Below are 266 nucleotides of genomic sequence, written 5' to 3' on the forward strand. Positions count from 1 at the left end.
AATAACTGACTGCGCAGGAATAATCTGCAGACGCGAACGTTGTTCAAAGTCAGCTTTTGCAAGTAATGGCGTGATTGTGTCGGGATTACCGACTAAAAGAAGTGTGAGTTGCGAATTAGAATTCAGTGCCTGCAATGCTGCAGGCACTGTCACGGTAGGGCCAAAATCTCCCCCCATGACATCTAACGCCAGGGTTAGACGTGTCAAGGTATCGTCGCAGCCTGGTTCGGTAAACTCCCCGTTTTCACGGGGAAGTTCCTCACTAA

1 pseudogene is annotated in these 266 nt (G+C 49.2%); it reads right to left on the minus strand.

Annotated features, from left to right (window positions below):
* Positions 1-266: pseudogene (locus B4920_RS26570) on the minus strand (hypothetical protein); the annotation flags it as partial.

The sequence above is a fragment of the Zoogloea sp. LCSB751 genome (genome assembly GCF_002028455.1).
Lineage (GTDB): Bacteria > Pseudomonadota > Gammaproteobacteria > Burkholderiales > Rhodocyclaceae > Zoogloea.